This is a genomic window from Bradyrhizobium sp. AUGA SZCCT0177, from assembly GCF_018130125.1.
GTDB lineage: Bacteria > Pseudomonadota > Alphaproteobacteria > Rhizobiales > Xanthobacteraceae > Bradyrhizobium.
On sequence record NZ_JAFCMA010000026.1, the window covers coordinates 1 to 25,648 of the forward strand.

Sequence of the window (25,648 nt, forward strand, 5' to 3'; positions counted from 1 at the left end):
AACGACCTCCCATAAACCCCGCAACGCCCGCCTCGATCGCCCCATCTTAATCGAGGCACCGAGACTTACGACCCATAACCACCGGCTGGAATGTTGCGAAAGGCCTCTGCCGTCGTGCCTTACCGACAGATCACGCGGTATGGATCCCGGCCCCCGTGCGCAATTGCGCACTAGGCCGGGACGACAAATCAACCCAGCACCGGCAGTGCAATCACATCATAGCCGTGGCCGATCTTGCGCTTCAGCACCGGGTCTTCCAGTTCGAACTCGAACCGGCTCGCCGGGCGGATGCCGCCCTTGGCCGCAAAGGTGCCGCCGAACATCGCGCAACCATCCGGCAGGCCCTTGCCGCCAAAGCCGCGTTCGATCAGGTCCTTGACCGGCAGCATGGCATCGAGCGTGCCTTCCTGGTACAGCACCCGCGCGCCGTCGATGACGGCCCAGGAGCGCAGGATCATCTGGTCCCAGTGACCAATGACGTCCTCCAGCTCCCACAGCACGGAGGCCATCGGCTTGTCGCACATCTGTTTTGAAACCGTGACGCTGTAGGCTTCCACCTGGCGATCGGTATGGTCGGAGCCGCAGCCGACAAGGACGCGGCCTTGCCAGCCGATCAGCACGAACTCGACCTCGCCGCTGGAATCGCCGCCGCTGACTTCGATGCTGTCAGTGGTGGTGATCCGGCACGCGGAGACACGGTAGTAGATCGGCGTCGAGGCCGGCCGCGCGATGCCGATCGCTTCCAACTCGGCAATGTGCTTGTCGCGCGCCACCGGATCGCGCCCGGTCCAGCCGGCAATCACGGCCTGATCGATCGCAAGCGTCAGCGGCGTCGGCGCGCCCTTGTCTTGAACAGTAAAGGTAAGATCAACCACGGATGACATTCTCCATTCCGGCCGCAAGTTCAAAGATGCAGCGGTCTCTTCCGCCCGCTCCCGCGAGCATGAGCCCGACCGGCACCTCGCCTTCGCGATGCGCGGGCAGCGAGATCGCGCAGCCGTCGAGCATGTTGATCAGCGTGCAATTGCGCAGCGCGCGCAGGTTCTGCGTGGCAAACGCCTTGTCATCGGCGAGGTCGGCAATGACAGGCGGGGTGTTGGCCGTGGTCGGCATGACCAGCGCGTCATAGGGCGCGATGCGCGCCTCGGTGTGCGCGATGAACGACTTTCGCGCGCCGAGCAGATCGATATAGTCGGCCGCACTCATGCCTTCGCCGCGCAGAATGCGGACGTGCACGCGGGGATCGTAGACGTCGCCTTTGCTCACGATCAGATAGCGGTGCCAGGCATAGCTTTCCGAAGCCGCAAAGCCACCCTTGGCGTTCATCGCGCCGACATCGAGAAATTCCGGCACCTCGATCCGTTCGATCAGCGCGCCCTGCCGCGACAACGTTTCCAATGCGCGCTCGAACGTCCTGGCGACCTCGTCATCGAGATCATCGAGCGCGACCGTGGTCGGCACCGCCAGCCGCATGCCCCTGACAGGGCGCGGCTGCAACACCGGTAGCTCAGGCTCATCAGCCAGCACGGCGTCCATCGTCGCGCAGCACTGCACCGTGCGTGCCAGCGGCCCGAAACTGTCGAGCGAGAAGGACAGCGGCACGCCGCCGTCGAGCGGCACGCGGCGTTGCGTCGGCTTGAAGCCGACGATGCCGTTGAAGGCCGCTGGAATCCGGCAGGAACCGCCGGTATCGGTGCCGAGCGCGCCATGGGCCATGCCGTCGGCGACCGAGACCGCCGCACCCGAGGACGAGCCACCGGGCACGTGGCCGACGCTGCGGTTCCAGGTGCTTTTCGGCGTGCCGTAATGCGGATTGATGCCGATGCCGGAATAGGCGAACTCGGTCATGTTGGTGCGGCCGATCACGATGAAGCCGGCCCGGCGCAACCGCGCCACCACGGGCGCATCGGCCTCCGCCGGCGTGCAGTCTTCCTCGAGTGCCCGCGAGCCGGCGCGGGTCACCTGCCCCTTGATGTCGAACAAATCCTTGATCGAGACCGGGATGCCGGCAAACGGCGACGGCACCGCGTGCGCCTTGCGCAGCCGGTCCATCGCGTCCGCCGCGCCCAGGGCGCCTTCCTTGTCGACATGGATGAACGCGCGTGACCCCTCACCCGAGGCGTCGGCGATTTTGGTGAGACATTCCTCGACCAGCTTGCGGGCGGAAGTCGCTCCGCTTTCGAGATCGGCGGCGAGTGAGGCAAATGTTGTTGTGTTCGGCATGAGTTCTCTCGCTGCTTCTCTTTGCTTCGCTACTTGTCGTCTGATCCGGGATCAATGTCGAGATCGAGCAGGGCCGAACTCAACGATTTGCCATGGGCATCCAGCGCCAGCGAACGGGTGACGCCGCCGCCGAGCGCCTGCGTCATCACGAAATTCAAGGCCGACAGATTGGGCAGCTCGTAGCGAACCACTTCGCCCTCGACGACCCCGGCGAAATGCGCCTTCACCCGTTCGCTGGTGACCTGCTCGCGCAGCAGCGGATAATGCTTCGCATCATAGGCGATGACGGAAATATTCGATGTGTTGCCCTTGTCGCCGGTGCGGGAATGGGCGATCTCGCGCAGCTTCACCTTATGCCCCCACGAAACGAACTTGCGGTTTCGCCAGATCGCGCGGCAACAGCACCGACGCCACCGCGACCACATCACGCGCCGATTTCCAGGCGCCGCCGCCGGCGGCAGGGCCGTTGGTATAGAGCGTTTCGACCTCGTTGCCGATCCTGACCGCCTCGCGCAGATTTTCCGTGCGCCCCGCGACCCGAACGCGCACTTCATAGGGCTCGTTCGTGCGGCCCGAGACTTCCGCGCCATGCAGGGAATCGACGCCGACCAGTTCGAACCGCAACTCGTTGGATTCCACGCCCGTCAACTTCAGCCGTTCGCGCACGATCTCCAGCGCGAGCCGGCCGCGCGCCAGCGCACCGGGGCCGGCGTAGGAAATCTGCCCTTCACCGATATAGCTGTCGACATAGCCGACCGAGACTTTCAGTGTCTCGGTTCGCTGGTGGCCGCGCCCGCCGCTGACGCGAACACGATCGGGCCCGATCTCCTCAATAGTCACTTGCGAAAAATCCGCGACCACGTCCGGCTGGAAATACTGCCGGGGATCGTGCACCTCGTAGAGCAACTGCTCCTTGCAAGTCCGTGCCGTTACCGCGCCACCGGAACCCTTCACCTTGGTGATGACAAGGCTGCCGTCCTCGCCGACTTCACCGATCGGAAAACCGAGCCGCGCCAGGTCCGGAACATCCTTGTAGCCAGGATCGGCAAAATAGCCGCCGGTGATCTGGCCCGCACATTCCAGCAGATGCCCGGCGACGGTGCCCTGCCCGAGCAAGTTCCAGTCGTCCATCGCCCAGCCAAAGGCGTGGATCATCGGCGCCAGAAACAGCGCCGGATCGGAAGCCCGCCCGGTGATGACGATATCGGCGCCAGCAATCAGTGCCTCTGCCATCGGCTCGGCGCCGAGATAGGCATTTGCCGACAGCAGGCGGTTACCGAGCTGCTTGATGGTGCCGTCGAATTCCATGATCGGCAGATCGCCGTCCTTGCAGGCATCGAGCACGTCGTCACCGACGATGGCGGCGATTTTCAGCGAGGACAGCCCAAGCGACTTCGCGATCTCGGCGGTCCGGCGTGCGGCGGCTTCCGGATTGGCCGCGCCCATATTGGTGACGATCTTGACGCCTTTGGCCGCACAAATCGGCAGCACCGCACGCATCCGCTCTTCGAGCAGCGGATCGTAGCCGCCGTCGGGGTTTTTCATGCGCGCCTGCTGCGCCAATGCTACCGTGCGCTCGCCGAGGCACTCGAACACCAGGTACTGGATGTCGCCCTTTTCGGCGAGTTCAATCGCGGGCTCGATGCGATCGCCCGAATAGCCGGCACCGGATCCTATTCGAATCGTTCGCACATCGTCTCCGTCATCGCGCTCATTCCGTGCGGCGCAATCAGCAACACCCTAGCGCGGGAAATCACTGGCATACAAGCGCCCTCCACGCACCCTTGGCTTCTCGGGAATGCGGCCATGCGGCGGCACGGCTGGACCGTTGACGGGGAATGGTCAAATGTCGCATCAAGATCGCAACATGCGGGCCGATGCCCGCCTCAAGGAGGAATGCCTGATATGGCGGAGCCAGCGCGCGCTAAACCGAAGCCGACCCCGGAAACCCAGCATTTTTGGGACGGTACTGCGGCCGGCGAATTGCGCCTGCAGCGCTGCGATGCCTGCGCCAACGTCTATTTCCCGCCGCGCCCGTTCTGCCCGTCCTGCGCCTCGCGCAAGGTCAGCGTGTTCAAGGCGAGCGGCAAGGCCAAGCTTTACAGCTATGTCATCAACCATCGCCCCGCCGCGCCCGGCTTTACGCCGCCTTACGCGATCGCCGTCGTCGAACTCGACGAAGGTCCGCGCATGATGAGCAACATCATCGATTGCCCGCAGACGCCCGAAGCGCTCGAACTCGACATGAAGCTCGAGGTCGCCTTCGAAAAGCTCGACGACAAGATCACCCTTCCCCAGTTCCGTCCGGCGAAGGGTTAAGCACCATGCGCAGAAACCAGGTCGCCGTCGTCGGCGCCGCCGAGACCACCGAACTCGGCGTCATCCCGAACATGTCGCAGATCCAGCTGCACGCGGATGCGGCGCTCAACGCCATCGCCGATGCCGGACTGAAACTGTCAGACATCGACGGCATCGCCACCGCGGTGGAAACCCCGCAGCAGATCGCCCATTACCTCGGCATCAAGCCGACCTGGGTCGACGGCACCTCCGTCGGCGGCTGTTCGTTCATGCTGCATGTCCGCCACGCCGCGGCCGCGATCGAGGCAGGCCTCTGCAAGACCGTGCTGATCACGCACGCCGAGAGCGGCAAGTCGATGATCGGAAAGCTGCCGCGCTCGACGCCGCCGGACAGCCTCAACGGCCAGTTCGAGTCGCCGTTCGGCGTGTTCGGTCCGCCCAGCATGTTTCCGATACCCGTGCTGCGCTACATGAAGACCTATGGCATCACCCATGAGCAGATCGCCATGGTCGCGGTGGTGCAGCGCGAATGGGCCGCGAAGAATCCGCGCGCCACCATGAAGGCGCCGATCACGGTCGAGGACGTGCTGAACTCGAAGATGATCGCCTATCCGTTCCGCATCCTGCAATGCTGCCTCGTCACCGACGGCGGCGGCGCGCTGATCCTCACCTCGGCCGACCGCGCCAAGGATTTTCCGCAGAAGCCGGTCTATATCCTCGGCACCGGCGAGAGTGTGGAAACGCCGATGGTCAGCCAGATGGAGACCTTCAACTCCTCGCGCGCCTTCACGACGGCGGGACCGCTCGCGTTCAAGGAGGCCGGCATCGCCCACAAGGACGTCGATCATCTGATGATCTACGACGCCTTCGCGCATCTGCCGCTGTTCGGTCTCGGCGATCTCGGCTTCATGCCGCACGAAGAAACCGGCAGGTTCATCGCCGAGGGCAACACGCGCCCCGGCGGCAAGCTGCCGCTCAACACCAATGGCGGCGGCCTGAGCTACATGCATTCGGGCATGTACGGCATGTATGCGCTGCAGGAGAGCGTGCGGCAAATGCGCGGCATCGCGCCGGCGCAAGTCAAGGACGCCAGGATATCGGTGTGCCACGGCGTCGGCGGCATGTTCGCGGCGTCCGGCACGATCATTTTTACGAACGAGAAGTGAAAGGTCTGATCTGTCATTGCCGGGCTTGACCCGGCAATCCATCATCCTCCGAAGAAGGATGGATGCGCGGGTCAAGCCCGCGCATGACAAGACCGAGCTTCCTTCAGCTATCGACAAACAGGACGGAGAACCACCATGACCAAATCACTGCAAGACAAAGTCATCATCGTCACCGGCGCGGGCCGCGGCATCGGCAGGGAGATCGCCCTGCTCTGTGCCGCCGAAGGGGCAAAGGTCGTGGTCAACGATCCCGGCGGCGCCGCCGACGGCGCGGGCAACAGCGCAGCTCCCGCCGAGGAAGTGGTGGAAGAAATCAAGAAGCGCGGCGGCACGGCGGTTGCCAATTTCGAGTCGGTGGCGGAAGCGATCCCCGCGAGCAAGATCGTGAAGACGGCGACCGATCATTTCGGCCGGCTCGACGGCGTCGTCAACAATGCCGGCATCCTGCGCGACATGATCTTCCACAAGATGAGCGTGGAAGCGTTCGAATCCGTCATCAAGGTGCATCTGATGGGCTCGTTCTACGTCAGCCACGCCGCGGCGCGGCTGTTCCGCGAACAGGAGAGCGGCTCCTTCGTGCACTTCACCTCGACCTCGGGACTGATCGGCAATTTCGGCCAGGCCAACTACGCCGCCGCCAAGCTCGGCATCGTCGGCCTCTCGAAGTCGATCGCGCTCGACATGGGCCGCTTCAACGTGCGCTCGAACTGCGTCTCGCCATTCGCCTGGACCCGCATGATCGGCACCATCCCGACCGAGACCGAAGCCGAGAAGGCGCGCGTCGCGAAGATCCAGCAGATGGGACCGGAGAAGATCGCGCCGGTCTGCGCCCATCTGCTCAGCGACGACGCCAAGGACGTCACCGGACAGATTTTTGGCGTGCGCATGAACGAGATTTTCCTGTTCGGCCAGCATCGTCCGGTGCGCTCGGTTCACCGCAGCGAAGGCTGGACGCCCCAGACCATCGCCGAGCACGGCATGCCGGCGCTGAAGGGATCATTCGCCAAGCTCGATCGCTCGGCCGATGTTTTCACCTGGGATCCGATCTGAGCCACCAAGGTCAGCACTTTGTGAGGCGCGCGTCTTCGCGCGTCTCGAACCCCGAAGCCCGCGGCGATCCCTCCGGACGCCGCTGGCGCGGCCCCTCGGGATGAGGCGACGACTTCCGCGCCAAATACCATCCCCAGGTTGTTCGAGCGAAACTCGCCTGCTTTACGCCCAATTGCGGGCACATGATTTCCTTCCAACGAAAAACTGGGAGGAAAAAATGACAACTCCGCTACCCCATGTACCTCACTCCACTGACGCCAAGGCGAACGGACTGGATCGCCGCGCGCTCTTGCGCGGTGCAACCGTGCTGGCCACCACGGCCGTAACCATGACAGCGGCCTCCGCGGCAAGCGTAGCCCCGCTAGGCCAATCGGGTGTCCCAACCCCGTCAACCGGCCCGCTGCCCCTGGGTCCGCTACCCGGGGCCCGCTATCCGGATGCCCGCCTTGAGTCGATGAAAAAGAAGGGGGTTTCGTTCGGGCCTACCGGTTTCCCGGCCTTTGCCGGCACCATGGCCGTCGAGCGCGTCGCAACCGGCTTCCGCTGGGCCGAGGGGCCGGTTTACTTCCCGGCCGGCCGCTACGTGCTGTTCTCCGACATTCCCAACAACCGCATCATGCGCTTCTCGGAGGATGACGGTCACGTCAGCGTCTACCGCCAACCATCGATGAATTCGAACGGCAACACCATCGATCGGGAAGGACGCCTGATCACCTGCGAACATAGCGGCCGACGGGTGACCCGCACCGAACTCGACGGCTCGATCACCATCATCGCCGACAAGTATAATGGCAAGAAGCTGAATTCGCCGAACGACGCGGTCGTCGCGGCCGATGGTTCGATCTGGTTCTGCGATCCGGCCTACGGTATCGGCGGCTTTTATGAGGGCATCAAAGCCGATGCCGAGCAGGACAAGAAGAACGTCTACCGGGTCGATCCGAAATCCGGCGACATCAAGATGGTCGTCGATGACTTCGTGCAGCCCAACGGCCTTTGCTTCTCGCCCGACGAGAAGAAGCTCTATATCTGCGACACCGGCTTCACCGACGGGCCGGACAACCCGTCACATATCCGCGTGTTCGATGTGGATCTCGCGGGCGGAAAACTCTCGAACAGCAAGGTCTTTGCCGAGATGCCCAAGCCCAGCATTACCGACGGGCTTCGCTGCGACACCGCCGGGCGCCTGTGGTGCTCCGTGGGTTGGGGCGATCCGAACGAGGACGGCGTGCGCTGCTACATGCCTGACGGCGATCTGCTCGGCAAGATCCACGTCCCGGAGACGGTCGCAAACCTGTGCTTCGGCGGCATGCAGCGTAACCGGCTCTACATCTGCGGCTCGTCATCGCTCTACGCCGTCTACACCAGTGCGCAGGGCGCGATGAAGCCGTGACCTGAGGAGGCGAATGGGGAGTGGCGAATAGCGAATGGGGACTTTTCCATTCGCTACTCGCCATTCGCTATTCGCCGCTTCCTACCCGCTATTGCGCAATCCCGCCGAAACGCCGTTGATGGTGATCTGAATGCCGCGCAGCACCTGCTCGTCGGGGTTTTGTGCGCGGTGCTCCTTCAGCAGTTCGACCTGCACATGGTTGAGCGGGTCGAGATAGGGAAAGCGGTTGCGGATCGAGCGCTCAAGCAGCGGGTTGCTCTGCAGCAGGCGCTCCTGCTGCATGATCTTCAGCAGCAAATCGATACAGCTATGCCACTCGCCGCGGATGCGCCCGAAAATGCTTTCGCGCAGCGCCACGTCAGGCACCAGTTCGGCATAGCGCGAGGCGATCGCGATCGAGCTCTTGGCCAGCACCATGTCCATGTTCGACAACAGCATCCGGAAGAACGGCCATTCGCGATAGAGCTCCTGCAGGAACGGCATGCCCTGCTCGGGATGTTCCGCAATCCAGGTCTCCACCGCGCTGGCAAAGCCATACCAACCCGGCAGCATCAGGCGGCATTGCGCCCAGCTGAACACCCAGGGAATCGCGCGCAGATCCTCGATCTCGCGGGTTTTCTTGCGTGAAGCCGGGCGGCTGCCGATGTTGAGCGTGGCGATCTCGTTGATGACGGTGGAGCCCCAGAAGTAGTCGGCGAAGCCCTCGGTCTCGTAGACCAGCCCGCGATAAGCCCTGAAGGCCAGTGCGGACAATTCCTCCATGGCCTTCAGATATTCCGGACGCGGCGCGCTGTGCTTCGGCTGCAGCAGGCTCGCCTCCAACGTCGCCGCCGTCAGAATTTCGAGATTGTTGCGGCCGACTTCGGCGTTGGAATATTTGCTGGAGATGATCTCGCCCTGCTCGGTGATGCGAATCTGGCCGTTCACCGCGCCGCCGGGCTGCGCGATAATCGCGTCATAGCTCGGTCCGCCGCCGCGGCCGACCGATCCGCCGCGGCCGTGGAACAGCCGCAGGCGGACGTGATGGCGTTCGAACACCTCGATCAGGCCGATTTCGGCCTTGTAGAGTTCCCAGCCCGACGTGACAAAGCCGCCGTCCTTGTTGCTGTCGGAATAGCCGAGCATCACTTCCTGAATCGCGCTGCGACTGTCGACCAGTTTGCGGTAATCGTGCAGCGACAATATGCGGTCCATGATGCCGCTGGAGCCCTGAAGGTCCTCGATGGTCTCGAACAGCGGCACGATGTTGATCGCGCAACGGCCCGAGGGGCGAACGAGGCCGGCTTCCTTCAGCAGCAGCGCGACTTCCAGCATGTCGGACACCCCCTTGCACATGGAGATGATGCACTGGGGGATCGCGGCGGAACCATAACGGGCATGCGCGTCGGCGGCGGCATGGAATAGCGCGAGTTCGCCGATTGTCTCCTCGCTGTATTTCACAAAGGCCGACGTCAGCGGACGCGCGTTGCCGAGTTCCTTGACGAGCAAGGCGATCCGCGCCTCCTCGTTCAACGCCAGATAGGACATGCCGGGCATCGCCGCGTCGATCAACTCCGCGACGGTGCGTTCGTGCACCGCCGAATTTTGCCTGATATCGAGGCTCGCGAGGTGGAAACCGAAGCAATCCACGGCCCGGCGCAACAGGCGCAATCGCCCGCGCGCAATCACGCCGGAATTGTTCGAGATCAGCGAGCGATAGAGGATATCGAGATCGGCCTTGAATTCCGCGACATCGGAGTAAGGCGCGGCCTCGCCGACCGCCGGGCGTCTGGTCTCCACGTCCAGCCGCGTCGCGGTCGCGGTGAGGCGCGCGTAGATGCCGGATACCGCAAGACGATAGGGCTCGCCGCTTCGGTGCGGCGACTTATCCGGCGAGCGCTCCGCAAGGACACGCAAATCCTTGGAAACATCGGCCAGATGCGCCGCCATCGACAATTCGGCGCCGAGGAGATGCAATTCCTCCAGATAAAACCGCAGCACCCGGCTGGACTGCAATTTCAGCGTCCCGCGCACCACGTCGGCGGTCACGAACGGATTGCCGTCGCGGTCGCCGCCGATCCAGCTTCCCATCTTGAGAAACGAAGCCAGTTCGCCCCTCGAGCTGTCGCCCTCGTTCAGCCGGTCCTCCAGCGCGCAATGCAGCCGCGGCACCTCATGCAGGAACGTGTAGTCGTAGAACGACAGGCCATTGGCGACCTCGTCGAGCACCGTGAGCTTGGTCCGGCGCAAGAGGTTGGTCTTCCACAACGTCAGCACCGCGCGGCGCAATTGCTCGTCGCTGGCCTCGACCTCATCGGGCGTCAGTTGCACCCGCTCCTTGCGGTCGAGCAGCGCGGCGATCTCCATTTCGCGGTCGATCGTGCTCTTGCGGCGGACTTCGGTCGGATGGGCCGTGAGGACCGGACTGACTTGGGCGCTTGCAAAGAACTTGCGCAGATCGGCGGCGCTGATGCCGGCCGTGCGCGCGTGCGCCAGGGTCTGGGCCAGCATGCTGGCGCGCGGCGCCCCGCCCGGCCCGGTCCGCGCCCGCATCTGGCGGATGTTGTTCTGGTCTTCGGCAATGTTGGCCAGATGCGAGAAATAGCTGAAGGCGCGCACGATCCGCACCGTCTGGCTAATCGACATGCTGTCGAGGATCTGTTCGAGCTCGCGCCGCGCCGGCTTGTCGTCGTCGCGATGGAACCGGATCGAGGTCTGCCGGATACGCTCGACCAGGCCGAAGACGTCGGCGCCTTCCTGGTCACGCACAGTATCGCCGAGAATGCGCCCGAGCAGCCTGATATCGTTCCTCAGCCGGGCGTCCTCCGCGTCTTCGACGCGATTGGCACGGACTTCAGGATCGGAAGGCATGGTCTGGGGTGACATGGCTTGCTACTCCAGAGGGCTTGCCCGGCAAGTTCTGGAGTGTGCAAGTTTTTTGCCGCAGTGCAAGATAAAGATGGAGGCGGTGCAGAAACTAACCGACCTCCTCCTGAGGAGCGCGCCCCCTAAATCCGCCGCCCTGCCCGCTCCCAATAGGGATCGCGCAGGCGGCGTTTGAAGATCTTGCCGGAATCTTCCCGCGGCAGATTGGCCTGGATTTCGACGTGCTTGGGCACCTTGTAATCGGCCAGCGAGGTCTTCAGCTGGGCGCGGACCGCGGCGACATCAAGCGTCACGCCCGGTTGCGGCTCCACGACCGCCATCAACGCTTCGCCGAACTCCTCGTCGGGAATGCCGAACACCGCGCAGTCATGGACGCCAGGCACGGCGTGCAGTGCGGCTTCGATTTCCGCCGGGTAGATGTTGACGCCGCCCGAAATCACCATGTCGCGCTTGCGGTCGCAGATGAAGACATAGCCGTCCTGATCGATATAGCCGACATCGCCCGAGGTAATGAATCCCTCGCGGTCGATCTCGGAACGCTTCTCCGGTTTGTTGTGGTAGGTGAAATCCGGATTGCCGGATATCCGCGAATAGATTTCGCCGATCTCGCCCGGCGGCAACACGCGCCCGTCATCGCCGATGAAGCGCAGTTCAGCGCCCGGCGATATCTTGCCGACGGTGCCGGGCTTCTTCAGCGCGTCCTCGGAATTGGCAAAGGTGACGGCGCCGGATTCGGTCGAGCCGTAGAATTCGTAGATCACCGGTCCCCACCATTCGATCATCGCGCGCTTGACGTCGGCCGGACAGGGCGCGGCGGCGTGAATGATATGCCGCAGTGACGACACGTCGTACCTCCTGCGCACTTCCTCCGGCAGCTTCATCAGCCGGATGAACATGGTTGGCACCATGAAGATCGTGTCGACCCGCTCGGTTTCGATCAGCCGCAGAAATTCCTCCGGCTCGAAGCGCGGCATCAATATCAGCGCGCCACCAAGCCGTCCGGCGCGCAGGCCGAACGAGTTCGGCGCGGAGTGATACAGCGGCCCCGGCAGGATCGTGCGCGCGCCCGGCTTGAGGCCGTAAATCATCGCTCGCATGGCTTCGGCATTGGCGCTCTGCGCCGGCGTCGGTGCAAAGCGGCGCACGCCCTTCGGGTGGCCCGTGGTGCCCGAGGTGTAGATCATGTTCTGCGGCTGCGGCACCACCGGCCCGTCATAGCGCGGCTGCTGCCGGAGCCAGGATTCGAAGTCGATCGCGAAATCCGGCGTTGAGAGATGATCGGGGTTGATCTTGTAGTTGGCCAGGATTTCCGGCGGCGTCGGCACGCTGAGCGCGGTGACGCCCGACGGAATCGCGTCCCGCAGCTGATGCAGCATGTCGGCATGCGCGATCAACACCGAAGTGCCGGAATCCTCCAGCACGTAGTTGATTTCCTCCGGCTTGAAGTGCCAGTTCACGGGAACGCCGTAAGCGCCGAGCCGCATCGCGGAATAAGCGGCCTCGATGAAGGCGATGTCGTTGCGCATCAGCATGCATACGCTGTCGCCCGGCTTGACACCGAGCTGATGCAGGCCGCTGGCGATGCGGTCGGTGCGCTCGGCGACCTCGGCGTGCTCGCGCCGGCGCTCGCCGCTGATGATGCCGAGGAAGGGGGATGTTTCGGTCATTGCTTTGTTTTCATTATTAGAGACCACTGAGTGTTTCCGTCATCACCGGGCTTGTCCCGGTGATCCACGTCTTGCTTCTGTTTTCGAAAAGAAGACGTGGATGGCCGGGACAAGCCCGGCCATGACGGCGAGAAGCTAGATATCCGCAAACTTCGGTGCCCGCTTCTCCAGATTGGCGCGCACGGCCTCCTGCTGGTTGGGACCGCCCATCAGCTTCATCTGCTCAACGGATTCGGCAAGCAATGCCGGGCCGGGATCGACGGACAAATTGTTGAGCATTCGCTTGGCGGCGCGGATCGCGTCGGGGCTCTTGCCGGCGATCTCACGCGCAACCTCGAAGGCCGCGGCGCGCGGGTCGTCGCAGATCCGCGTTGCAAGGCCATAGCTCATCGCTTCCTGCGCCGAGAAGATGCGCCCGGTGTAGGTGAGGTCGCGCAGGATATCGTCGCGCACGAGGCTTGCGAGGATCGGCGTGCCCGCCATATCAGGCACCAGGCCCCACTTGATTTCCATGATCGACATCCGTGCATCAGGGGTGAGGAAGCGCATGTCGGCGCCGAGCGCGAGCTGGAACCCGCCGCCGAAGGCGACGCCCTGAATCGCCGCAATCACCGGCACCGGAAGTTGCCGCCAGCCCCACACCGCCTGCTGTGGAAAATTGGCGAGGCCATGGGTGCGCGCGGAAAGGTCGCGCTTCTCTCCGCCGGCGATCCCGTTACCGCCCTGCTCCTTCATCGCGGCGAAACGGCCCATATCGAGGCCGGCGCAGAACGACCGACCTTCGCCGGACAATACTACCGCCCGGACCCCTTTTTCATGCGCAAGCCGTTCAGTTGCAGCGACAATCGCCTCGAACATCGCGGCATCGAGCGCGTTCATTTTGTCCGCTCGTACCAGCCGGACGTCGGCAATGCCGTCCGAAATCGATATCGAAACGCGCTGCTCCATGAGAATTCTCCTCCACTGCTATTCGCTGTTATCGCTTTACAGAACGGCGTTGTCCGGATTTAGTCAATCGACCAATTAACAGCAATTCCTTTCGGGTGGAAACGATGTTCAACGATCAGCTTCTCGCCGGGCGACGCATTCTCGTGACCGGGGGCGGTACCGGCCTCGGCAAATCCATGGCAGCGCGATTCCTTGAGCTTGGCGCCGAGGTCCATATCTGCGGCCGTCGCAAGAGCGTGTGCGACGAGACCGCGACCGAATTGATGGATCTGCACGGCGGACGTGTGGTCAGCCACGGCGTCGATATCCGCAACGCGCTTGCGGTCGACGAGATGATCGAACAGATCTGGACCGGCGGTCCGCTCACCGATCTCATCAACAACGCCGCCGGTAATTTCGTCTCGCGCACCCAGGACCTGACGCCACGCGGCTTCGACGCGATTGCCAATATCGTGATGCACGGCACGTTCTATGTCACCCACGCTATCGGCCGCCGCTGGATTGCCGAGAAGCAGCGCGGCAATGTGGTGTCGGTCACCGTGACCTGGGTCCGCAACGGTTCGCCCTATGTGGTGCCGTCGGCGATGAGCAAATCGGCGATCCATGCCATGACCATGTCGCTGGCGATGGAATGGGGCAAATACGGCATTCGCCTCAACACCATCGCGCCCGGCGAAATTCCGACCGAGGGCATGAGCAAGCGTCTCAACCCGGGCGATGAACCCGGTGCACGCACCATCGCCAGAAATCCGATGGGCCGCGTCGGCAAGATGGAAGAATTGCAGAACCTTGCCGTGTTCCTGATCTCGGGCGGTTGCGACTGGATCAACGGTGAGACCATTGCGATGGACGGCGCACAGGCGCTGGCAACCGGCGGAAACTTCTACGAGCTGCGCGAGTGGTCCGATGCCGACTGGGAGCATGCGCGCGATTCGATCAAGGCGCAGAACGAAAAGGACCGCGCGGCGAGAGGGTGACGTTATCTCGTGTCCCGGACGCGGTGCAGCGTGCAACGCTGCTCCGCAGAGCCGGGACCCAATTCGCTGCAACACAGATGGACCCCGGCGCAGCAGCGCACCACGCCGCAAGTGCGGCGCGCTGCGCAGCATCCGGGGAACGCCAGCCATGCCGTATTGTTTTTGCTGGCGGATACCGCCAAACTCGGTGCAACGAAAATAAGACACGACGGGAGAAACATGTCCGCCACACAAGCGCCGGCAAACCTTGCCGAGATGGTGCGCGAGCGCGCCAGGAGCCGCGGCAATGCGCTGGTCTATGAATTCGAGGGACGTCAGACCAGCTTCGCCGAGTTCGACATCAAGACCAACCGCGTCGCGAATGCGCTGATCGCACTTGGCGTCAAGCCGGGCGAGCGCATCGCCTATCTCGGCAAGAACAGCGACATCTATTTCGAACTGCTGATGGGCGCGATGAAGGCCAATGTGGTGATGGCGCCGGTGAACTGGCGGCTGGCCGGCCCCGAGGTCGCCTTCATCGTCGCGGACTGCCGGGCGCCGATGCTGTTCGTCGGACCGGAGTTCATCACGCAAGCCCGCAACATCAAGCCGCAGCTGCCTGACCTCCGCACCGTCATCACCACCGAAGGTGGCGCGCCGGAATGGCCGGATTTCACGGCGTGGCGCGATGCGCAGAGCGGCGATGACCCCAAGGTGCCGATCAGCCCCAAGGACGTCGCGATCCAGCTCTACACGTCGGGCACGACAGGCAAGCCGAAGGGCGCGATGCTGTCGCACGCCAATTTCCTCAACCTGGTGCAGACCGGCAACGAAGCCGAGAAGCCCGACTGGAACAAATGGTCGACCGACGACGTCTCGCTGGTGGCGATGCCGATCTTTCACATCGGCGGCTCCGGCTGGGGCGTGATGGGGCTCTATCACGGCGCCAAGGGCGTGATCGCGCGCGAGTTCGATCCCACCAAGGTGCTGGATTTCTTCGAGCAGTCCGGAATTACAAAGCTGTTCATGGTGCCGGCCGCGATGCAGTTCGTGGTCCGGCAGCCGCGCGCGAGACAGGTCGATTTCTCGCGGCTGAAATACATGCTCTACGGCGCCTCGCCTATACCGGCGGCGCTGCTGAAGGAATGCATCGAAGTCTTCAAATGCGGCTTTGTGCAGATGTACGGCATGACCGAAACGACAGGCACCATCGTGGCGCTGCCGCCGGAGGACCATATCGAGGGCCTCGACCGCATGCGCTCGGCCGGCAAGGCCCTGCCCGGTATTGAGCTTGCGATCCTCGACGCCGACGGCACGCGGTTGCCGGTCGGTGAAGTCGGCGAGATCGCCACGCGTTCGGGCTCCAACATGGTCGGCTACTGGAACCTGCCGGAAGCCACCGCCAAGACGCTCGACCGCGACGGCTGGCTGCGCACCGGCGATGCCGGCTACATGGACAAGGATGGCTACCTCTACATCCACGACCGCATCAAGGACATGATCATCTCCGGCGGCGAGAACATCTATCCCGCCGAAGTCGAGAGCGCGATCTGCGATCACCCTGACGTCGCCGAAGCCGCTGTCATCGGCATCCCCGACGACAAATGGGGCGAAGCGGTCAAGGCGATCGTGGTGATGAAGCCGGGCAAGCAAGCTACTTCCGCCGACATCATCAACTTCACCCGCGAACGCATTGCCGGCTTCAAGACACCGAAGTCGGTGGATTTTCTCGAGGCGCTGCCGCGCAATCCGTCGGGCAAGATTTTGCGGCGGAGTTTGCGCGACCCGTATTGGACGGGGAAGGACCGGCAGGTGAATTGATCTCTCTTGTCGCCCCGGCCTTGAGCCGGGGCCCATACGCCGTGCTTTCAATAATTGCAGCAAGCTGTTCGTTGCCTTGTTTGAATATAGTGCCTCACACTGCGCCCTGTGGTTATGGGTCCCGGCTCAAGGCCGGGACGACGTGTTGATAGAGTGAGGCCCATCACTCCCCTCAATGCTTCCCTGCCCCCATATACCCGAACAGGAATCCCGCGACTTTCCGCTTCTGGATTTCCTCGCTGCCTTCGGTGATGCGGTAGCGGCGGTGGTGGCGGTAGATGTGCTCGAACGGTTTGTGGCGCGAATAACCCATGCCGCCATGGACCTGCATGGCGCGGTCGGCGGCTTCGCAGCAGAGGCGATTTGCCCAGAAATTGCACATCGAGACCCTGTCGGAGAGTGTGTGCTCGACCTCCGCCTGGGTCAGCTTGTCCATTTCCCACGCCGTCTTGCGGATCAACAGCCGCAGCATCTCGGCTTGTGTAGCGAGTTCCACCAGCGGCCACTGGATCGCCTGGTTCTCGGCCAGCGCCTTGCCGAACGGCTTTCGCTCGCGCGCGTATTTGACGCTTTCGTTAATGCAATAGACGGCAGCGCCGAGCGAACTCGCCGCCTGCCGGATGCGGTTCTCATGCACGAAGCATTGCGCCAGCGACAGGCCGCGGCCGACCTCGCCGAACAGCGCGTCATCAGGCACGAACACGTCGGTAAAACTGACGCGGGGGTGATCGGTCGGCATGTTGAAGGTCCACATATATTCCTCGACCTTCACGCCCTCGGCTTTGGCCGGCACCAGGAGACAGGTGATGCCGCGCGCGTCGCCGTCATTGCCTGAGGTGCGGGCGAACAGCGCGCAATGCGTCGCCACATGCATGCCCGTGGTCCACATCTTCTGGCCGTTGACGATCCAGCCCTTGACGTTGTCACGGGTCGCCGGCACCGCCCTTGTTTCCATATGGGTAGCGTCGGAGCCGTGCTCGGGTTCCGTGAGACCAAAGGTGATGCGGTACTTCCCGGTGATCGAACCGTCGATCATCGCCTTCTGTTCGTCGGTGCCATAGCGGTCGAGCATGGTCACGATCGGGAGGTTACCGACGATCGAATGCTCGTTCTGCAGATCGTTGTGCAGGCCCAGTCCCTGGGACGCGAAATGCTCGCGGATCACGGCCATCCAGAGGTTGGAGCCGTCCTTGCCGCCGTAGCGCTTCGGGATCGCAAACCGCAAGTGCCCGGCGGCATCGGCGAGGTTCTTGGCCTTGCGCAGCAGCGCTTCCCATTCATGCCGCGGCAAACCGCCCTTGTCGAAATCGGTGCGCGCCCATTCGCGGCGATGGTCGAAAAAGCGGATGTTGTCGTCGGCCTCTTCCAGCGGCTTGATCTCGCGCGCGATGAACTTGTCGAGTTCGTCGAGGTAAGCGACGAGGTCGGCGGGCAATGCAAAATCCACGGCGGTCTCTCCCGAAAATGTCGTTTATTGTGTTTAGTGGCTAGCCGGACCAGGCGGCGCATTACGATTAAGGTTGGAAGAGCATGCCTAAGTCAAGCAACGGAATATCGCTTGTGACGCGCGGCTCGCTTGCGTAATTGAATGGGTTCCGGCGGCTGGCACCGCGCTATTATTCCTCGTCACAGAAAAACAGCGGGAGCGAACATGGATCTCAAATTCTCCAAGGTCACACGCAAGGGTCCGATCACGATCATCACGTTGAATCGCCCCGAAGTGTACAATGCGCTGCATATCGACGCGCATTTCGAACTCAACAAGGTGTTCGACGATTTCTCCGCCGATCCCGACCAGTGGGTCGCAATCGTCACCGGCGCCGGCGACAAGGCCTTTTGCGCCGGCAACGATCTGAAATGGCAGGCGGCCGGCGGCAAGCGCGGCTGGGACAAGGGCGGCTTTGCCGGCCTCACCTCGCGGTTCGACTGCGACAAGCCGATCATCGCCGCCGTCAACGGCGTCGCGATGGGCGGCGGGTTCGAGATCGCGCTGGCCTGCGACCTCATCATTGCCTCGGAGAATGCCACCTTCGCATTGCCCGAACCGCGCGTCGGCCTTGCTGCGCTTGCCGGCGGCGTGCACCGGCTGCCGCGCCAGATCGGCATGAAGCGCGCCATGGGCATGATCCTGACTGCGCGCCACGTCTCGGCCAAGGAGGGCCTTGAACTCGGTTTCGTCAATGAAGTGGTTCCTGCCGGCGAAGCGCTGGCGGCCGCTGAGCGCTGGGCCGAGACCATCGCCAAGAACTCGCCGATGTCGATCCGCGCCTCCAAACAAGCGATCCAGAAGGGCATGGCGGTCTCGCTGGAACAGGCGATCGCCGAACAGCGCGAATACCCGGCGGTGAAGGCGATGGCGGCCTCGCAGGATTACATCGAGGGACCGAAGGCGTTTTCGGAGAAGCGCGCGCCGAAATGGCTGGGGAAGTAAATTCACTCTCTCCGTCATGCCCGGGCTTGTCCCGGGCATCCACGTCTTTCGTTGCAGACGCCAAGTCGTGGATGGCCGGGACAAGCCGGTCATGACGATAGAATCGTGCCTACCCTACTTATTCCCCAACTCCCGCTTGTACGACGCGTAGTTCGGCTGATCGACCGCGAGCTTGTCCATCGTGGTTTGCCAGAGATGATCGGCCAGCCCCGGCGTCTGCAGATCGACTTCGCCCTTGGCAATTTTATCCGACAGCGCGCGGTTGAGGTCGAGCAGCGCACCGTCGATGCCGAGCAGTTGCTTGAGCCGCGCGGCCTCTGCGCTATCGCTATCGCCTTCCAGCGCCAGTTGCCGCGTCACCAGATCGAGCCCGTTGATGGCGACGCGGAGCTTGAAGGCGTTGTGGCCCTTGATGGCGGGCGTGATCTCGTTGCGCAGAAACTCCGCGACCGCCTTGATCAGTTCGGTGGGTGTCGGTTCGTCCTGCATCTTATTTCCCCCTCGGGGCTAGCAATCTCAGCAAATCAATCTCCGTCTCCGACGAGCGGCGGCCGATCATGGCGCGCTCCATCGAATGATCGGGGCCTTGGCGAAACCGCTGCATCATGCCGCAGCACATGATGCCCCAGCGCAGCGTGCCCATCACTTCCCAGAACATCACGCGGTCGGGATCGGCCTTGCGCCCGGCCGCTTCATAGCCGGCGAACAGGTCCTCGCGCGAACCAAAGCCGCCGACCGGCTTGTCGATCTCGCCAAAGCGCCAGGAGTTGACGCAGATCCATCCCAAATCCTCCATCGGGTCGCCGAAATGCGCCAGCTCCCAATCCAGCACGGCGCGGACGCCGTCGGGCCCGATGATGAGGTTGCCGTGGCGAAAATCGCCGTGCACCAGCGTTACTTCCCTTGACGGGCCGGGATCGCGTTCGCGCAGCCAGCGCAGTGCCAGCTCGAACACCGGACGCGGCCGGCCAAAACTGCGATACTCCCGATCGAGATCGGCGATTTCCTTTGTCGCCGTCATCTCGCGCAGCTTTGGCAGTTTTGCCGCCGGCAAGCCGTGGATGCCCGCGACCACCCCACCAAGCTGGCGCGCCAGTATCGGGCGCGCTTGTGCGAATTGTTCGTCGCGCAGAATTTTTCGCGCGATGGTCTCGCCCTCGATCCGCTGCATGATGAAGCCGGTGCCGAGTTCGTCCTCGGGCTTCAAGACATGCATCACGCGCGGCGACGGCAGGCCAGCGTCGTGCGCGAGCTGCATCAGCGTTGCTTCCGCGTCGAGCCCTGCGGCGCGGCCGGGTGACGCGCCATAGCCCGGCGGCGCACGGCGCAGGATCGCGCCGACAGTGCCGCCCGGGTGCACGATGTCGAACGTCCAGGTTTCCTGGCTGGCGCCGCCGGAAAGTTTTGCCGCGCCAGTGACGCCGGTCGCGCCCGGATACCAGGCGGCGACGCAGCGTCCGAGTTCGGCCTCGATCATTTGCCCCTGAACTTGGCGGGGCGCTTTTCAAGGAACGCGGTGACGCCTTCCTTGAAATCTTCCGCCGAGCCCGCGATGCGTTGCGACTCGAATTCGAGGTTGAGCTGCTCCTCGTAGGAGTTTTCCGGGCTGTCCCAATAGAGTTTTCGGATCAGCGACAGCGCGATCGTGGGACCATTGGCAAGATCCTGCGCCAGCTTCATCGCCTCTTCCATCAAGACCGCATCGTCATGGACGCGGTTGACGAGGCCCCATTCCAGCGCCTTTTCCGCCGGCAGCCGTTCGCCCATCAGCGACAGCTCGACCGAGCGCGCCTTGCCGATCATCCGCGGCAACAACCAGGTCGATCCGCAATCCGGCACCAGGCCGATGCGGCGGAACGCCTGCAGGAAGTAGGACGAGCGCGCGCACAGGATCATGTCGCCCATCAGCGCGAAGCTCATGCCGGCGCCGGCGGCGGGGCCGTTGACGGCGGTCACGATCGGGCAATGCAGGTTGCGCAGGCGGCGCAGGAACGGATGAAACGCGGTTTCCAGCGCCGCGCCGGCATTGACCCGGCCCGGCTTGGCGTTGTTGCGGCCCTGCAAATTGGCACCCGTACAGAACGCGCGGCCGGCCCCCGTGATCACAAGGCAGCGCACCTCCGCCTTCCTGTCCTCGATCGCATCCAGCGCCTCGCCGAGGCCGCCCAGCATGTCGATCGAAACCGCGTTCATGACCTCCTGGTGGTCGAGTTTCAAAATGGCGACCGAGCCATCGAAATCGAGCGTGACGTGCTTGAACTGCATTTGTTTCCTCGCGAGTTGTGTTTACGCGCTATCAGGCTTGCGCGATGGGTCGGATGTGTTGTCTGGGCCCATATTTGATTTTCCTGACGGGCTTGTCCATGGTCGGACTGAACCTCTGCCCACCACTGGGCGCAAACCTTGTTGTCTTGGGCATGATTCTTGTCGGAAAACCGGCGTCCACTTTTCCGGATCATGCCCTAACGCGCGCCAGACCAAATGGAAACACCCAAGGGATACATTCATGAGCATTTTCGACCTCTCCGGCCGTGTCGCTGTCGTCACCGGCGGTAATGGCGGCATCGGTCTCGGCATCGCGCAAGCGCTGAATGCGGCCGGATGCACCGTTTCGATCTGGGGCCGCAACGCCGACAAGAATGCGAGCGCGGCAGCAAGCCTCGCCAAGGGTCCCGGCAAGGTCGACACCCGCATCTGCGACGTCAGTGACCCCGCCTCCGTCAAGGCTGCGATGAAGGCCACGCTGGATGCGCTCGGCCGCGTCGACGGTTGCTTTGCCAATGCCGGCATCGGCGGCGGCGGACGGCGCGCCTTCATCGACCGCACCGAGGAGGAATGGCGAAAAGTGTTCGCGACCAATCTCGACGGCGTCTTCCACGTGTTCCAGGCCGCCGCCCGCCACATGACCGAGCGCGCGGAAGGCGGCGACAAGTTCGGCCGTCTGGTCGCGACCTCGAGTCTCGCCTCCCTGTTCGGCACCGCGCGCAACGAGCACTACGCCGGCACCAAGGCCGCACTGAACGCATTGTGCCGCGCGCTCGCGGTCGAACTCGCGCGTCACGGCGTCACCGCGAACGCGATCCTGCCCGGCTGGATCAAGAGCGACATGACGGCGGGCATCATGGCGAATGACAAGTTCGTCGCCAACGTGATGCCGCGCATTCCGGTGCGCCGGTTCGGCGAGCCCAGCGATTTCGGCGGCATCGCGGTGTACATCATGAGCCAGGCGTCGTCATATCATACGGCGGATTGCTTTGTGATCGATGGCGGGTATACGGCGTTCTAGTTAGGTCGCGGCGACTGGCTCTCCACACGTCGTCCCGGCGAACGCCGGGACCCATACTCCGCGGCGGATGTTGTTTGCAGAAGGTCTCCAACGCCAGCGCTCCAATTGATGGGCCGCGGCGTATGGGTCCCGGCCTTCGCCGGGACGACGAAAATTATTCCCGCGACGCATTGCGCCCGAGCTTTGCCAGAAACTTCCCGCCCTCTTATCGAGAGGGCGCAGGGAAGACCGGGTGCGCGCTGCACCCGCGGTCCCGTGTGCGGTTTGCACTAAGTAGGCTGCACACGAGCATACAGGGCAGCGGAGAACACCCGGCCTTCCCTGCGCAATGGCTTTACGGCTTATGCCGTGATCTCCCCGGAGACGAGTTCTTGTTGACTCCGTCGCTATCGTTTCCGCTCACGCTTCTCCGACAGCTTGACGCCGGCAACGGGCGCCAGGACCACACGGTTTTGCCGTACGCTTAATCCACGCCGTCGTCTCAGCGCAAACAAGCGTCCACCGCATCCCGCCGCGCGTTCGTGACGTGCGCAACGCCCCTCTTGTCGGGCGGGACGCGACGATTCAAACCGCTGATTTGCCCGACGAGGGAAGCGTAATTTTGCCCGTCGGGTTAATTTGTCGCAGATCTCTCCGTCGTCATTCCCCGATGCGCAATTGCGCATCTGAGGGCTCGCGTAGCGAGAGCCCGGAATCCAGCGAGCGACAGCGCATGCGGCCTAATGGATTCCGGGCCCGCGCCAAGTGGCGCGTCCCGGAATGACGAAAGTGGGAGACCTACAGCTTCATCCCCAAGGGCCGCGCGAGGCCGAGGGGCGGCCCCACGGACCGCGGCGCGGCGTGTTGCGACCGGCACCAGCGGAAGCCGTGCTGCCCGCGCCCAACTCCGCCGCGAGCTGCTGCAGGGCGGCGATGCGGTTCTCGGTCGAGGGGTGCGTCGTGAACAGATTGTCGACGCCGTGTCCCGACAGCGGGTTGATGATGAACATGTGCGCCGTCGCCGGATTGCGCTCGGCCTCCATGTTCGGCACCTGGTGCGCCGCGCCGGCAATCTTGGACAGCGCAGACGCAAGCCACATCGGCTGACCCACGATGCGCGCACCGAGATCGTCGGCGGCGTATTCGCGCGTCCGGCTGATCGCCATCTGCACCAGCATGGCGCCGAGCGGCGCCAGGATCATCATCGCGATCGAGCCGATGATGCCGGGGCCGTGGTTGTTGTCGCGGTTGCCGCCGAAGAACGCGCCGAACTGCGCCACCATCGAGATGGCGCCGGCAATGGTCGCGGTGATCGTCATCAGCAACGTGTCGTGGTTCTTGATGTGCGCGAGCTCGTGCGCGATCACGCCGGCCAGTTCCTCGCGGCTGAGCGAGTGCATCAGGCCCGTGGTCACGGCAACCGCCGCGTTCTGCGGATTGCGGCCGGTGGCGAACGCGTTGGGCTGCGCCTCGTCCATCACGAAGACGCGCGGCATCGGCAGGCCGGCGCGCCCGGCAAGCTCAGCCACGAGGTTGTAAAGGTCGGGCGCGGTTTGCCGGTCGACCTCATGGGCGCCGTACATCGACAGCACCATGCGGTCCGAGTTCCAGTAGGCGAACAGATTGGTCGCGGCGGCGATCACAAGCGCGATCATGGCGCCGGTGGCCCCGCCGAAGAGATAGCCGACGCCCATGAAGAGGCCGGTAAGACCGGCCAAGAGAATGGCAGTCTTGAAATAGCTCATACTTGTCTCCCTGCTGCCGCGGCGATGCGCCGTGACAGGCATCCCAGATGTAGGAAGCCCGCCGGGGCCCCTTCAAGAAGCCGTGCTGCGTCGAGGCGCCGCGGCGGGCGAAGCGGGCACGGCGGATTACGGAAATGTAATCCGGTGGAACGGGAACGAAGGCCATTCTGGCGCTTGCGCTGCGCCTTCCATCGATAAAAAAAAGCCCCGGCGATGCCGGGGCTTTCGCCTGCTGCGGTCAGCAGGAATATCCAGACGTCAAATCAATATTTGGCGACGACCGGGCCGCCGAACTTGTAGTTGATGCCCACCCGGCCGATGTTCGAGGTCAAATTGACGGTATGGGTGAAGGTCTGGAGCGGCAAGGGAGTCGCACCCGCAAAGACCGACAGGTTGTTGCTGGTCGTGCTGGCCCGGCCGAGATCGACGTAAAGATATTCGGCCTTGATCGACCAACCGTTCATCAGGGCATATTCGCCACCGACGCCGGCGGTCCAGCCATACCGGGTCGAAGAGATCGAGGCGGATTCATTGGCCGCCGCGAAGGTATCGGTGAAGAGGTAGTTGGCCTTCACGTTGGCGACGGCAAGACCGCCGGTGCCGTAGATCAGGAAGGCTGGCGTTGCGAGAAAGCCGACGCGCCCACGAACCGTTGCCAACCAGTCGGTGGATACCGACGAATTAATGGTGAAGGAGGTCGGCGCGCAGCACGGATAGACCGTGGTGTTGGCGGTCGATCCCCTTACGCCGAAATAGTTGAAATCGGCCTCGAGGCCAACCACGGCATTGTTGATCTGCCAGTTGTATCCACCGGTCACGCCGCCGGTGAAACCGGAGCGATTGACCTTCTGGTCGCCGGCAATCCCAATGGCCGTCACGCTGCTGTCGGCAAAGTAGGATGCCACCGGAAACAGCGTCCTGGTGGTCGGATTGGAGTCATTCCAGGCGCCGCCGGCGTTCAGACCGACGTAAAACCCGGTCCAGTTATAGATCGGGGCCACCGCAACGGGCGCCTTGCTATAGGTCCGAGGGCCAAGGTCCGCGGCAGATGCGCCGACAGTACCCGCAGCGACCAAGAGCAGTGCAACAACCAGTTTTTTCACAGTAACCTCCGGTAGATCCGTTCAGGACTCAGTAAATGTACCGAGACTGTATCAGAGCCTTGTGTGCCGGACTGTTGCCAGGGCACAACAGTCCGTAGAATAGCGCTGGCTTGCAACCTCCGCGGAGGCCTTGCGTTCACGGCGCGCGCTTGTGCCGTTTTGGCTCTCCCATCCGGATCCGGGGATGCTGGATCGCCCGCCAGCGGTCGGCCATTTGAGGCAAATCAAGCCGTCCGCTCCGGAATTCTGGCGGATTAGTGATCCGGTTAGGGGTTCGCAGCGGTTTCCTTGGCGGCCGGTTCGTGAGAAAATGCGCCTGTGAAAATCTCGATCCACCTTTCCCGACTGCTGGCGATCTTTGTGATCGCCGGGCTCGTGTTTGCGCCGCTTTCCCGGCCTGCGAATGCGGGCAACGGTGTGGCCATGACTGCGCCGGTGGCGGCGGAAATGGCCGCCGAGATGCCATGCTGCCCGGACAAATCCGTGCCCATGGATTGCGACCAGTGCCCGCTAATGGCGCTTTGCATGGTCACCAATTTTCACGCGCCATCGCCGGTCGGAATGATTGAAATCCGGCCCGTCACGGTCCGGCTGCTGGCGCCCGGCAGCGACCCCGAGGCCGACAGCCTCGGCCAACATCCCCCGCCAAGACCTCCCCGCTCCCTGGTCCGTTCGGCTTAACGCCCGACGTCCCGGCGGCGCGTTCGCGCGCCCGCCATG

The 25,648-nt window shown here is 63.4% G+C and carries 22 protein-coding genes; 9 read left to right on the forward strand and 13 right to left on the reverse strand.

Going from position 1 to position 25,648, the window contains the following annotated elements; translation table 11 throughout:
- Positions 1-188 precede the first annotated feature (188 nt).
- From JQ597_RS26665 to JQ597_RS26680, 4 genes are read right to left on the reverse strand one after another with little or no spacing between them, the layout of a single operon-like run.
- On the reverse strand, positions 189-875 hold the full coding sequence (locus JQ597_RS26665; RefSeq protein ID WP_212268509.1) for a DUF2848 domain-containing protein: 687 nt from the start codon (positions 873-875) through the stop codon (positions 189-191).
- On the reverse strand, positions 868-2,223 hold the full coding sequence (locus tag JQ597_RS26670) for an amidase (RefSeq protein ID WP_212268301.1): 1,356 nt from the start codon (positions 2,221-2,223) through the stop codon (positions 868-870). The genes JQ597_RS26665 and JQ597_RS26670 overlap by 8 nt, the downstream gene beginning before the upstream one ends.
- Positions 2,224-2,252: 29 nt before the next feature.
- Positions 2,253-2,573, reverse strand: a complete 321-nt coding sequence (locus tag JQ597_RS26675) for an AtuA-related protein (RefSeq protein WP_212268303.1) — start codon at positions 2,571-2,573, stop codon at positions 2,253-2,255.
- Position 2,574: 1 nt separating this feature from the next.
- Positions 2,575-3,915 carry an acyclic terpene utilization AtuA family protein gene (locus tag JQ597_RS26680; protein ID WP_212268305.1) on the reverse strand — a complete coding sequence of 447 codons (1,341 nt, stop codon included), beginning with the start codon at positions 3,913-3,915 and terminating at the stop codon, positions 2,575-2,577.
- 213 nt (positions 3,916-4,128) lie between these two features.
- On the opposite strand from JQ597_RS26680, the gene JQ597_RS26685 reads away from it, so the two are divergent.
- The 4 genes from JQ597_RS26685 to JQ597_RS26700 all read left to right on the forward strand — a co-directional run bounded on the left by JQ597_RS26685 (position 4,129) and on the right by JQ597_RS26700 (position 8,127).
- Positions 4,129-4,542 (forward strand): Zn-ribbon domain-containing OB-fold protein, encoded by a 414-nt coding sequence (locus tag JQ597_RS26685; RefSeq protein WP_212033379.1) that lies wholly within the window; start codon positions 4,129-4,131, stop codon positions 4,540-4,542.
- A gap of 5 nt (positions 4,543-4,547) precedes the next feature.
- Positions 4,548-5,687, forward strand: a complete 1,140-nt coding sequence (locus tag JQ597_RS26690; RefSeq protein ID WP_212268307.1) for a thiolase C-terminal domain-containing protein — start codon at positions 4,548-4,550, stop codon at positions 5,685-5,687.
- A gap of 135 nt (positions 5,688-5,822) precedes the next feature.
- Positions 5,823-6,737: an SDR family oxidoreductase gene (locus JQ597_RS26695; protein ID WP_212268309.1), complete on the forward strand. Its 915-nt coding sequence runs from the start codon at positions 5,823-5,825 to the stop codon at positions 6,735-6,737.
- A gap of 454 nt (positions 6,738-7,191) precedes the next feature.
- Positions 7,192-8,127: an SMP-30/gluconolactonase/LRE family protein gene (locus tag JQ597_RS26700; RefSeq protein WP_212268511.1), complete on the forward strand. Its 936-nt coding sequence runs from the start codon at positions 7,192-7,194 to the stop codon at positions 8,125-8,127.
- A gap of 81 nt (positions 8,128-8,208) precedes the next feature.
- On the opposite strand, the gene ppc is transcribed toward JQ597_RS26700, so the two are convergent.
- The 3 genes from ppc to JQ597_RS26715 form a co-directional block, all read right to left on the reverse strand.
- Positions 8,209-10,992, reverse strand: a complete 2,784-nt coding sequence (ppc, locus tag JQ597_RS26705; RefSeq protein ID WP_212268310.1) for a phosphoenolpyruvate carboxylase — start codon at positions 10,990-10,992, stop codon at positions 8,209-8,211.
- Between the two features lie 122 nt (positions 10,993-11,114).
- Positions 11,115-12,659, reverse strand: coding sequence for an acyl-CoA synthetase (locus JQ597_RS26710; RefSeq protein ID WP_212268313.1), 1,545 nt, complete (start codon positions 12,657-12,659; stop codon positions 11,115-11,117).
- Between the two features lie 135 nt (positions 12,660-12,794).
- Positions 12,795-13,607 carry a crotonase/enoyl-CoA hydratase family protein gene (locus JQ597_RS26715; protein WP_212268315.1) on the reverse strand — a complete coding sequence of 271 codons (813 nt, stop codon included), beginning with the start codon at positions 13,605-13,607 and terminating at the stop codon, positions 12,795-12,797.
- Positions 13,608-13,711: 104 nt separating this feature from the next.
- On the opposite strand from JQ597_RS26715, the gene JQ597_RS26720 reads away from it, so the two are divergent.
- Both JQ597_RS26720 and JQ597_RS26725 read left to right on the forward strand, forming a co-directional pair.
- Positions 13,712-14,584 carry an SDR family oxidoreductase gene (locus tag JQ597_RS26720; RefSeq protein ID WP_212268317.1) on the forward strand — a complete coding sequence of 291 codons (873 nt, stop codon included), beginning with the start codon at positions 13,712-13,714 and terminating at the stop codon, positions 14,582-14,584.
- Between the two features lie 219 nt (positions 14,585-14,803).
- Entirely contained in the window at positions 14,804-16,384 is a 1,581-nt protein-coding gene (locus JQ597_RS26725; protein ID WP_212268319.1) for a fatty acid--CoA ligase, read from the forward strand.
- A 172-nt stretch (positions 16,385-16,556) separates the two neighbouring features.
- Here the strand turns inward: JQ597_RS26725 and JQ597_RS26730 are convergent, their stop codons facing one another.
- Positions 16,557-17,831: an acyl-CoA dehydrogenase family protein gene (locus tag JQ597_RS26730; protein ID WP_212000641.1), complete on the reverse strand. Its 1,275-nt coding sequence runs from the start codon at positions 17,829-17,831 to the stop codon at positions 16,557-16,559.
- Between the two features lie 204 nt (positions 17,832-18,035).
- On the opposite strand from JQ597_RS26730, the gene JQ597_RS26735 reads away from it, so the two are divergent.
- Positions 18,036-18,815, forward strand: a complete 780-nt coding sequence (locus JQ597_RS26735) for an enoyl-CoA hydratase-related protein (RefSeq protein ID WP_212268322.1) — start codon at positions 18,036-18,038, stop codon at positions 18,813-18,815.
- Positions 18,816-18,929: 114 nt separating this feature from the next.
- Here the strand turns inward: JQ597_RS26735 and JQ597_RS26740 are convergent, their stop codons facing one another.
- Genes JQ597_RS26740 through JQ597_RS26750 form a run of 3 tightly spaced genes read right to left on the reverse strand, consistent with a single transcriptional unit; the run spans position 18,930 to position 21,080 of the window.
- Positions 18,930-19,304, reverse strand: coding sequence for a DUF6285 domain-containing protein (locus JQ597_RS26740; RefSeq protein WP_212268324.1), 375 nt, complete (start codon positions 19,302-19,304; stop codon positions 18,930-18,932).
- A gap of 1 nt (position 19,305) precedes the next feature.
- Positions 19,306-20,292 (reverse strand): phosphotransferase family protein, encoded by a 987-nt coding sequence (locus tag JQ597_RS26745; protein ID WP_212268326.1) that lies wholly within the window; start codon positions 20,290-20,292, stop codon positions 19,306-19,308.
- Positions 20,289-21,080 (reverse strand): enoyl-CoA hydratase/isomerase, encoded by a 792-nt coding sequence (locus tag JQ597_RS26750; protein ID WP_212268328.1) that lies wholly within the window; start codon positions 21,078-21,080, stop codon positions 20,289-20,291. Before JQ597_RS26750 ends, JQ597_RS26745 begins: the two co-directional genes overlap by 4 nt.
- Positions 21,081-21,321: 241 nt before the next feature.
- Between JQ597_RS26750 and JQ597_RS26755 the strand changes: the two genes are divergently transcribed.
- Positions 21,322-22,101: an SDR family NAD(P)-dependent oxidoreductase gene (locus tag JQ597_RS26755; RefSeq protein WP_212268330.1), complete on the forward strand. Its 780-nt coding sequence runs from the start codon at positions 21,322-21,324 to the stop codon at positions 22,099-22,101.
- 785 nt (positions 22,102-22,886) lie between these two features.
- Here JQ597_RS26755 and htpX read toward each other — a convergent pair.
- Both htpX and JQ597_RS26765 read right to left on the reverse strand, forming a co-directional pair.
- Positions 22,887-23,825, reverse strand: a complete 939-nt coding sequence (gene htpX / locus JQ597_RS26760; protein ID WP_212268332.1) for a zinc metalloprotease HtpX — start codon at positions 23,823-23,825, stop codon at positions 22,887-22,889.
- Positions 23,826-24,088: 263 nt separating this feature from the next.
- Positions 24,089-24,928, reverse strand: a complete 840-nt coding sequence (locus JQ597_RS26765; protein ID WP_212268334.1) for an outer membrane protein — start codon at positions 24,926-24,928, stop codon at positions 24,089-24,091.
- A 318-nt stretch (positions 24,929-25,246) separates the two neighbouring features.
- Here JQ597_RS26765 and JQ597_RS26770 point away from each other — a divergent pair, with 318 nt between their 5' ends.
- Positions 25,247-25,609: a hypothetical protein gene (locus JQ597_RS26770; protein WP_212268336.1), complete on the forward strand. Its 363-nt coding sequence runs from the start codon at positions 25,247-25,249 to the stop codon at positions 25,607-25,609.
- Positions 25,610-25,648 lie beyond the last annotated feature (39 nt).